The following is a 9,461-nucleotide window of genomic DNA, read 5'->3' as shown; positions in this document are numbered from 1 at the left end:
CTGGCGCGGCTCCTCGGCCGCGCGGACGAAGAGGTCCGCGCCGCCGCCCGCGAGGTGGCCGCGCTCGCGCGCACGTCGGGCGAGGGGGAGCGGGCCGCCGAGCGCGAGAAGGCCCTGGAGACGGCCTTCGACCCGGACCGGCCGGAGCGCGAGCGCGTCGAGGCGATCCGGCTCCTGGCCCCTTCCCCGCCGGCGGCGCGTCTCGCGGAGCTTCTGGACCCCCGGCATCCCGAGGCGGTCCAGCGGGCGGCGATCGAGGCCCTCGACGCTCTTCCGGGGACGGATGTCGTGGAAGCTTCCGCCGCCCGGTGGCGCAAACTCACGCCCGCCGTGCGGGAACGCGCCCTCGCCGCCGCGTTCGCGCGCAAGGAGCGTCTCGGGCCGCTTCTCGGGGCGATCGAACGGGGAGACATCCCCGCCGATTCCCTCGACCCCGCCCGCCGGTCGGAGCTCCTGGGCTTTCCGGACGCGGCCCTCGCCGCCCGGGCGCGCACGGCGCTCGCCCGCCTCGAGCCGGACCCCGGGCGGTTCGAAGCGTTCCGCGGCGCCCTCGATCTGCGGGGAGACGCCGCCCGGGGCGCCGCGACGTTCCGGAAGCTCTGCATTTCCTGTCACGCCGTCGGAAGCGAGGGCGTCGCGATCGGCCCCAACCTCGTCAGCGTGCGCGATAATCCGCCGGAGCAGATTCTCCGGAACATCGTCGAGCCCAACCTCGTCGTTCTGCCCAATTACGTTCCGTACGTCGTCGAGACGCGGGACGGCCGCATCCTGAGCGGCGTTCTGGCCGCCTCCACGGCCGGTTCGATCACGCTGCGGCGCCCGGGGGCGGAGGATGCGACCGTCTACCGCAAGGACATCGTGAACTTCTCGGCCGGCCGGCTGTCGCCGATGCCGGAGGATCTCCTTAAGGGACTGAGTCTTCAGGACGTCGCCGATCTTCTCGAATATGTGCGGCAGATCCGGTAGGACGCGCCTGGCGCGCTGGGCGTTCGTGGCCCTGGCGGGATGCGCCGGGGCCGCCGGCGGGCCGCCCGCGGCGCCTCGGCTGGCGACCTTCGAATGCGACGCGACGCCTCCGCCGGGGCATCCCGCCTGCGGCGGCTGGATCCGTCCTCTGGAGTCCGTCGAGGCGCCGCTTCTGCTCAAGGGCGTGATCCTCGACGACGGCGCGGTCCGCGCGGTGTTGGCGGCCCTCGACTGGTGCCGCCTCCACGGGGGCGCCTACGACCTCTTCCGCAGGCGGATCGCGGAGGCCGCCGGAGTGCCCGAAACCCAGGTGGCCCTGCAGTGCACGCACGCACACGACGCGCCGCTGGCGGACACGCGGGCTCAGGAGCTGCTCGACCGCGTCCCGCGGCCTCCCCGGCATCTCGACCTCGCGTTCCTGGACGAGGTCACGCGCCGCGCCGCCCGGGCGGTGCGGGAGGCGCGGGAGCGCCTGCGCCCCTTCACCCACGTGGGGTTCGGCCGCGGCCGCGTCGAGAAATTCGCGTCCACCCGCCGCGTCCGCGCGCCGGACGGAAAGATCCTCGTGCGCTACAGCGCGGTCCGGGACCCGGCCCTCCGCGACGCCCCGGAGGGAACGATCGATCCGTGGCTCCGCACCGTGACTTTTTTCGACGGCACGCGGCCGCTCGCGAGGCTCCACTATTATGCGAGCCACCTCCAGAACAACTACGGGGACGGCAAGGCGGACCCCGACGTGGCCGGCGAATTCCGCGCCCGGTTCGAGAAGGAAGAGGGCGTTCCTCACGTGTACTTCGCCGGCTGCGGCGGCGACCTGACCGTGGGCAAGTACAGCGACGCTCCCCCGGCGGAGCTTCGCGCGCTTCTCGTCGACCGGCTCCGCGCCGCGGCCCGCGAGGCGATCGCTTCCACGCGCGTCGCGCCGGCGGAGAGGTTCGTCTGGGCGAGCGTCGAAGCGGTCTTCGCGCCGCGGACGGAGCCCGAGTTCGGAGAGGAGCGTCTGAGGCGCGTGCTCGCCGATCCGGGCCGTCCCGCCGTGGAACGCCTGAAGGCCGCGCTGGCGGTGGCCTGGTACGAGCGGCTGCGGGAGCGCCCCGCGGTGGACTTCGGGGGCCTGCGGATCGGGCCGGTTCTCATCCTGAATCTCCCCGGCGAGGCTTTCGTGGAGTACCAGCTTTATGCCCAGAGTCTGCGGCCGGGAGCGTTCGTGGCGGTGGCGGCCTGCGGCGAGGGCGGCCCCGGATACATCTGCACCGACCGGGCGATTGCGGAGGGCGGGTACGAACCCACGATGTCGCTGGTGGGTCCGCCCAGCGAGGCGATCTTCAAGCGGGCGATCGCGGATCTCGTCGTGCGACTCGATCCTTCCGGCAGCCCGAGGTGATTCGTCCGGGAGGGGGGGCGGGGCGGACCGGGGCGCGGGGGCCCCGGCCCGCCCGGGGTCTAAGATAGGGAGTGCCGAAATCGCCTCAGAAGTCCCACCCGAAGACGATGAACATCTTCAGGCGCTTGGATTCCCCCGTGACGCCCCACAGGGGCTCAAGATCGATGTGCGCCTTGGGGATCGGCCGGAACTGAAGGGAGGGGCCGATGTGGACCTCCCGCGCGCGCTCGGCCCGCGTCGAGTCCTCCCGCTCCACGACATAGGCCGTTTCGACGGCGGCGCCCAGGGAGAGATACTTATCGATAAGCGTTCGCGAGACTCCCGCCGTGATCTTGAACTCCTCGGTGCGGTCGCGGAACCCCGCCAGCTCCCGCTCGTAGACGAGGTTCGTTCCCCAGTGCCATCCGGGCGCGATTTCTCCGCCCAGGAGGAGCTTGGGCTCGATCGTCTCCTCCGCGCCGTTGAAGAGGATGTATTCGAAGTAGATCGTGGGATTGCCGAAGATCTCGTCCCAGTCCGCCAGCGCCCAGCGGAGCTCCGCGGACCAGCCGCGCCACTCCAGGGAATTGTCCGAGGAAGCGTCGCCGCTGCGATGGCGCGTCCAGCGCGTGTGCGCGTAGAGGTCGAGCTGCAGCCGGCTTCCCAACCCGAACTCCAGTTCGTGCCGCAGGCGCACCTCGTTGCGCTTTCCGCCCTCCTTGGGCACGCGGATTTCAAGCCACTGCTCGAATTCCACGCCGCCGGGCGGCTGCTGGAGATAGACGCGCGTCGTGGGCCAGCGGCGGTGCTGGGTCCACTCGGGCTGCTTGTACGGACCCACGCGGTCTTCTTCCGAATAGACCTGCGCCTTGATGATCACCTCCTGCTCCCGCTCCACCATCTTGCGCCGCGGCTGCGTCGGATCCTGCTCCGGCGCCCGCTGCCGGTCCGCGGGATTGCCCGCCTGCTCGACCTCTTCTTCCTCCTCTTCGAGAAGCCATACCGGCTCCTCGAGAAGATTCTTGAGCGGACGACCGAAGGCGGGAGGTTTCTCGCCTTCCCCTCCCGCAACCGCCGACAGCATCAGACCGACCCACCAGGAAACCATGCGCTACCCCTCCTTACGGTTGATGAATCTTCCCTCGAATTCCCGTTCAGTTCCCGATCCGGAAGACGAACCGGAACCGCTGCACGCTCTCGACCGGACGGCCGCCCCGGAGCGCCGGCTGGAACTTCCACGTCCGCACGGCCGCCAGCACGGACTCGCGGAAAGCCGGATCGGACGCGTCCTCCACGACCCGGACATCCCCGCACGTCCCGTCCGCGCGGATGGCGATGTCCACGACCACGACGCCCTCCTTGCGGGCGCGGCGCGCCTCCAGGGGATATTCCGGCGGCGGGTTGTGCACCTCCACGGCGACGCGCACGGTTTCGACCTCGGGGACCGATTCCGCGGAGCGCACGACCCTCCGGAGCGCCTCCACGCGGGGTCGGCTCCAGGACGGCGCGGGCGCGGCCGGCCGGAACGGCGCGCCGTCCACGTCCGGCAGGGGCGCCGGTTCGCGGTCGAACTCCAGGATCGGCTCGGCCGGCTCCAGCGCCGCGCGGGGCATCTCCTCGACGGCGCGGAACTCCGGCGTCGGTTCGGGCTCTCCGGCTTCCAGGGAAAGCGCCACAAACGGAGGCACCGCCACCCCCACGGCGGCTTCGCGCGAGGGACCTTCGCGGCCGGCCCAGGCGAGCAGACCGGCGATCCCGCCGTGAAGAAGCGCCGAGCTCAGAAGCGAAAGCCGCGAAGACATGCCCCGGGCTGTGAGCAAACTCCGTGCCTGCGCTTGTTTCCCCGGGGAAGGCGGCCCTGCCTGTCTAGAAACTAGGCAGGACGGCTCCAACCTCTAGACAGCCGGCTCCCCTCGGAAGGGCGCGGCCGCGCCGCGTTCCGCCGGCCGCTACCGGAGGGCGGGCAGAAAGAGCGTCGCCCCGCCGAAGTAGACCAGGAGCGTCGAAAGGTCCGCCAAAGCCAGGACGAGAGGGCCGCTGGCCACCGCCGGATTCACGCGCAGACGCTTCATCGCGCCCGGAATCACCACCGCCAGGAGGGCCGCCCAGGCGACGGAAATGAAAACCGCCGCCCCGATCAGGAGTCCCAACCGCGGGTTCCCGTGCCAGGCCAGAGACGTCACGCTCACCACGACTCCCGAATAGAGCGCCACGAGGGCTCCCACCCGCAGCTCCTTCAGCACGAAACTCAGGAGTTCTTCCCGCGAGGGATTGCCGCCCGCCAGCGTCGAAAGGACCACCGACGTCGTCTGGGCCCCGATCGATTCCCCGAGCGCCAGGACGATGGGGATGAAGATCCCCAGGACCACCAGTTCCGCGAGCGTCCGCTGAAAGAACCCCCCGATGAAGGCGCAGGCCAGTCCCCCCAGGATCGTCACCGTGATCCAGGGAAGCCGCCCGCGCGTGGCCACCCATGTTTCCTTGAGCGCCTCGCGCGGATCCGCGCCCGTCACGCCGCGGAGCACCGTCTCTTCGGACCGGCGCATGGCCGACATGACGTCGTCGAACGTGACGATGCCCACCAGGCGGTCCTTGTCGTCCACCACCGGCAGCGAAACGAAGTGATACTGATTGAAGACGCTCAAAATCTCGTCCCTCGGCGCCGTGACCTTGAGCCGCGTCACGTCCTTCACCATGACCGACCGGATGGACTGGCGCGGCTGGGCCAGAATGAGGCGCCGCAGGGGAACGACGCCGGTGAGCCTTCCCAGGGCGTCCACCACGTAGATGTAGGAGCTCGCGTCCGCCGAGCGGGACCGCCGCAGAAGCTCCAGGGCGCGCCCGACCGTGACCACGTCCGGCACGCTCTGGTAGCGTGTGGTCATGAGACCCCCGGCGGTTTCCGGGTCGAACTCCCGGAGTTTGCGGACCTCCTCGCGCAACGCGGGATCGAGCCGCTCGAGGACCCGCGCGGCCGTCTCGGGCGAAAGGTGAAGGACGATGTCCGCCAGGTTGTCCGGAGGGACCAGCCGCAGCGCCGCCTCGACGGTCCCGAGGTCGATCTCCTCGAGCGTCTGGCTGAGGCGGGCGCTGTCGCATTCCGCCAGGAGCGACGCCCCGAGTTCCGACCGGGCGGCCGCGAGGATCTCCTTCTGCTCCGCGGGCCGGAGCTGCACGAAGAGTTCCGCGCGGCGGACGGGCGAAAGCGCCTCGAGCGCCCGCAGAACGTCCTCCCGGCGGCCCTCCTTGAGGGCGGCGCGGAGGCGCGTGGCGGTGAGCTTTTCCGGCTCGAGGGGCGGGGGCGCCGGCCGGGCTTCCGCCTCCCCGGCGGCGGGCGGCCCCGGAATCTCCTGCGGGATTTCCGACATAGGAGCGAATCGTCCTTCGCGTCCGCCCGGAGACTACCCGAACCGGACGCCGCCGGTCAAGCTCAATTGCGGCGTCCCGGCGCCGCGCAGGAAAAGAACCGTCACCCCCGCGAAAAGCGGCAGAAGGATCGCTCCCGACCAGAGCACGTATCCGAAAAAGGACGGCATCCGCACGCCGTCGTGCTCCGCCACGGCCTTGACCATGAAATTGGGGCCGTTGCCGATGTAGGTCATGGCTCCGAAGAAAACCGCGCCGCAGGAGATCGCCTCCAGCGCCGCGTGGGTCGTGCCGACCACCTCGTCGGGCAGATGCTGAGCCAGGGAGAGGAACGAAAGATACGTGGGCGCGTTGTCGAGGAAGGCCGAAAGAAGGCCCGTCGCCCAGAAATATTCCCAGGGGCGCGACACCCCGAGCGCCGCGCCGCGTTCCCGCAAAATCGCCAGCGCGGGAATCATCGCCACGAAGATCCCCGCGAAGAGCACCGCCACCTCCCCCAGAGGATGCCAGGAGAAGCCGTTTTCGCGCCGAAGCTCCCGCGGCGTGACCGCCCAGGAGACCGCTCCCAGGGCCGACATCGCCGCGGACTGGAAGAGCAGCGAGGCCGTTTCCCCGTATCGGGGGTAGACCGCCAGGCCGCTCGCCAGCACCACGGTGGCGACCCCGAAAAGGAGCAGGACGTTCACGGATCCGGAGAGCCGCATCGGGGCCCGCGACGGCGACGGGGCGGGCGATCCTTCGCGTCGCCACAGAATCGAATCGACGGCGAAGAAAAGCGCCAGGAGCGTTCCCCCCACGAACAGCCATTCCCGCCAGAGCCTCAGGGTCCAGGCGAACGGTACGCCCCTCAGGAATCCGAGAAAGAGCGGCGGGTCTCCGAGGGGCGTCAGGCATCCGCCGACGTTGGCCACGACGAAGAGAAAGAAGACGACGACGTGCACCCGCGAGCGGCGTCCCCGGTTGGCCTCCAGGAGGGGCCGGATCAGGAGCATCGACGCGCCGGTGGTGCCCACGAGGTTGGCCAGGACGCCGCCCGCGGCGAGAAGCCCGGCGTTCGAAAGGGGCGTTCCCGTGAGGCCCCCCGCCAGCCGGATCCCGCCGGAGATCGTGTAGAGCGAACCCAGCAGGCAGACGAACGCCGTGTATTCCAGGGCCGCGTGGGTGAGCGAGCCCGGTTCCCGGACCGCGGCCACGACGAGCGCGGGCAGGGCGAAGCCCGCGGAAACGAGAGCCTTGTTCCGGTTCGCGTGCCACCAATGCGGAGCCGCCAGAGGCAGAAACGCGATCGCCGCCAGAAGCCCCGCGAAAGGAACGGCCGACCAGAAGGGAAAGGACTCCGCGTTCATCGATTCCCTCCCGGAGTTCCGCTCCTTCTTTTCAGGATCCTCCGGTAGCAGAAGATGTTGAGGGCGACCACCCCCGACCACACCAGGAGCATGAACACCCACGCTTCCGTTTTCATGCGCTCTCCTTCCTTCCCGCGGAATGCGCGCGGGGACCGCCGGACACCGGACCGGTCGCCGGAGTCAGGCGGGGGGAGAGCGGTGGTTCTGAGGCGTGCCGGGAAGGCGGATGAGGAGGGACGCCGGCTTCGTGAGCTCGGTCAGAAAGGACGCCGATCCGGGAGGACGTATCTTCCGAAAGCGGCGGCGCGCCATGGCGGCGTTATAACAGGGCCGAGGAGCGCGCTCAACGTTTATCGCCGGACTCCGTTCAAGATACCGAACGCGAACCCCGAAGGGCGAATCGGGGGGGGATCCCCACGCCGTGGGGGACGGAGCGCCCCGTCCTTCGCCATGCGCGACTCATGATTCGACTCCCTGGAACGTTCACTGGGCGGAAAGGAACATCCAGATTCCGACGGCCACGAAGAGGGCCGCGGCGCCCCGGCGGATCCACGCCTCGGGAATCCACCGCGGCAGAGCGCCGCCGAGCGCCGCTCCCGCTCCCGCCGCCGCCACGAGCGCCAGGGACGCCGCCGCGAAAACGAGCCACGGGCGCTTCGATTCGGCCGAAAAGGCCATCGTGGCCAGCTGCGTCTTGTCGCCGATCTCGGCGGCGAAGATCGAAACGAACGTAACCGCGAAGAGCTTCCAATCCATGGCGACCTCCCGAGCAAGGGCCGCGCATTATAGCTCCCCGGCGGCCTCCAGCTCGATCCAGAAACGGCTTCCGCGTCCCGGTTCGCTTTCGACGCCCGCGGCCCCTCCCATCCGCTCCATCGCCTTGCGCACGATGGCCAGGCCGATGCCGGTCCCCGGATAGTCCTCCTGCCGGTTGAGCCGCTCGAACATCCGGAAGATCCGTTCATGATATTCCGCCGCGATGCCGATGCCATTGTCCTCCACCCAGAGGCGGACGTGTCCCCGGCGGGGTTCGGCGCGGATCTCGACGCGCGGCTCCACGCCGCGGGCGACGAACTTGACCGCGTTGGACACCAGGTTCACGATCACCTGGGTCAGCATGACGCGGTGGGCCCGCACCGCCGGCAGGCGCTCCGCCACGCGCACCTGGGCCTTGCGTTCCCGGATTTCCGCCGCCATGTCGCGCAGGACCTGGTTCACCACCTCCTCGAGGGGCACCCTCTCCATCCGCACGTCGATGTGGGTGAGGCGGCTGTAGGTCAGCAGATCCTGGATGAGGGCATCCAGCCGCTCCGCGGCGGCGGCGATGCGGCGCGCGAAGTCCCGCCCCGCCTCGTCCAGGCGGTCGCCGTAGTCCTCTAAAAGCGCCTGACTGAACCCCTGCATGGCGCGCAGAGGGGCCCGGAGGTCATGGGAAATCGTGTAGGCGAACGACTCCAGCTCCTGGGTGCGCTCGCGGACGCGCTCCTCGAGGGCATCCCGGGCGCCGCGCAGCTCGCGGGTGAGGTTTTCGATCTCGGCGAGCATGCCGTTGAAGCCGTCGATGAGCCGGCCCAGCTCGTCCTGGCCCTCTTTCGGCGCCCGGACGGAGAAGTCGCGGCGGGCGCGGATGTCCTGCATGAGGCGCTCGAGGCGGAGGATGGGACCGGTGAGAAGTCCTTCGAGGAGGGTTCCCAGGACGAAGGAGGCCAGGAGCGCCGTCGCCAGCGCGGCCGCGGCCACGCCGACGAGCCGCGTCACGCGGGTGCGAAGCTCGGACAGGTCGGATCGCAGGAAAAGGGTTCCCACGACGCCGTCGCCGGTCTGGATCGGCCGGGTCAGGAGGAGGTGACCCGCCTCGAAGCGGAAGCCCTCCGGAGGCGGCCGGTCCGGGACCGTCTCGAGAGGGACGCCCGTCCGGACCCGGCGCACGAAAAGATTTCCCCGCGCGTCGTACACGGCGGCCCCCAGAACCTCCGGCTCGCTCTCCAGGGATTCCAGGATCTCCATCGCGTCCCGCGCGTCGGCGGAGGCGAGGGCGGGAGCGAGCTGGTCGCGGGCCACGGCCGAGAGCGCCTCGAGGGTGCGCCGCGCGAACTGCCGGTGAGAGGCGACGTCGTAGGCGAGGAAGCTTCCGAGCGCGATGACGACGGCGATGCCGCTGGTGAGGAGGAAGAGGGCGCGCAGCTTGGTTCGGATCGGGACGTCCCTGAGCCCGCGGCGCATGAGGTGCTCCTTCCCCCTCCCGAACGCGGAACCCCGCGCCGAGGGGTTTCGATTTTCCGTGCGACCGTGGGGCGGGAGCGAGCCGGGCCCCGATCCGAGCGCCGGGGTTTCCCTTGCCGTCCGAGGGTGAGATTATAGACGGCGTCGCCTTCCGGGCCGGAGCGGCGGAACGCGGAGCGCCGGCGGGGGCCCCGGGG

The 9,461-nt window shown here is 70.3% G+C and carries 8 protein-coding genes; 2 read left to right on the top strand and 6 right to left on the bottom strand.

Annotation, left to right across the window (positions count from 1 at the left end):
• Positions 1-966 (top strand): c-type cytochrome (locus VNO22_15185; protein ID HXG62711.1); only part of this gene is annotated, 966 nt, incomplete at its 5' end.
• Entirely contained in the window at positions 947-2,350 is a 1,404-nt protein-coding gene (locus tag VNO22_15180) for a hypothetical protein (protein ID HXG62710.1), read from the top strand. The genes VNO22_15185 and VNO22_15180, both read left to right, overlap by 20 nt.
• 85 nt (positions 2,351-2,435) lie before the next feature.
• Here VNO22_15180 and VNO22_15175 read toward each other — a convergent pair whose 3' ends face one another.
• The 6 genes from VNO22_15175 to VNO22_15150 form a co-directional block, all read right to left on the bottom strand.
• The gene (locus VNO22_15175) at positions 2,436-3,437 is read right to left on the bottom strand and encodes a hypothetical protein (protein ID HXG62709.1); all 1,002 of its coding nucleotides are present in this window, start codon (positions 3,435-3,437) and stop codon (positions 2,436-2,438) included.
• Positions 3,438-3,483: 46 nt separating this feature from the next.
• On the bottom strand, positions 3,484-4,131 hold the full coding sequence (locus VNO22_15170; GenBank protein HXG62708.1) for an energy transducer TonB: 648 nt from the start codon (positions 4,129-4,131) through the stop codon (positions 3,484-3,486).
• Between the two features lie 147 nt (positions 4,132-4,278).
• Positions 4,279-5,697 carry a magnesium transporter gene (mgtE, locus tag VNO22_15165; GenBank protein ID HXG62707.1) on the bottom strand — a complete coding sequence of 473 codons (1,419 nt, stop codon included), beginning with the start codon at positions 5,695-5,697 and terminating at the stop codon, positions 4,279-4,281.
• Between the two features lie 33 nt (positions 5,698-5,730).
• The gene (locus VNO22_15160; protein HXG62706.1) at positions 5,731-7,041 is read right to left on the bottom strand and encodes a sodium:proton antiporter; all 1,311 of its coding nucleotides are present in this window, start codon (positions 7,039-7,041) and stop codon (positions 5,731-5,733) included.
• Positions 7,042-7,524: 483 nt separating this feature from the next.
• Positions 7,525-7,797: a TMEM165/GDT1 family protein gene (locus VNO22_15155; GenBank protein ID HXG62705.1), complete on the bottom strand. Its 273-nt coding sequence runs from the start codon at positions 7,795-7,797 to the stop codon at positions 7,525-7,527.
• A gap of 27 nt (positions 7,798-7,824) precedes the next feature.
• Complete coding sequence (locus VNO22_15150; GenBank protein ID HXG62704.1) at positions 7,825-9,264, bottom strand: ATP-binding protein; 1,440 nt, start codon at positions 9,262-9,264, stop codon at positions 7,825-7,827.
• Between the last annotated feature and the right edge of the window lie 197 nt (positions 9,265-9,461).

The organism is Planctomycetota bacterium (genome assembly GCA_035574235.1).
Classification (GTDB): Bacteria; Planctomycetota; MHYJ01; order MHYJ01; family JACPRB01; genus DATLZA01.
The sequence above is the reverse complement of the archived record's forward strand: the minus strand, read 5'-3'. Positions and strand labels throughout refer to the sequence as shown.

Coding starts and splice junctions, on each gene's coding strand:
- VNO22_15175 (HXG62709.1), bottom strand. CDS start 3,437: ATGGTTTCCTGGTGGGTCGGTCTGATGCTGTCGGCGGTTGCGGGAGGG.
- VNO22_15170 (HXG62708.1), bottom strand. CDS start 4,131: ATGTCTTCGCGGCTTTCGCTTCTGAGCTCGGCGCTTCTTCACGGCGGG.
- mgtE (HXG62707.1), bottom strand. CDS start 5,697: ATGTCGGAAATCCCGCAGGAGATTCCGGGGCCGCCCGCCGCCGGGGAG.
- VNO22_15180 (HXG62710.1), top strand. CDS start 947: ATGTGCGGCAGATCCGGTAGGACGCGCCTGGCGCGCTGGGCGTTCGTG.
- VNO22_15150 (HXG62704.1), bottom strand. CDS start 9,264: ATGCGCCGCGGGCTCAGGGACGTCCCGATCCGAACCAAGCTGCGCGCC.
- VNO22_15155 (HXG62705.1), bottom strand. CDS start 7,797: ATGGATTGGAAGCTCTTCGCGGTTACGTTCGTTTCGATCTTCGCCGCC.
- VNO22_15160 (HXG62706.1), bottom strand. CDS start 7,041: ATGAACGCGGAGTCCTTTCCCTTCTGGTCGGCCGTTCCTTTCGCGGGG.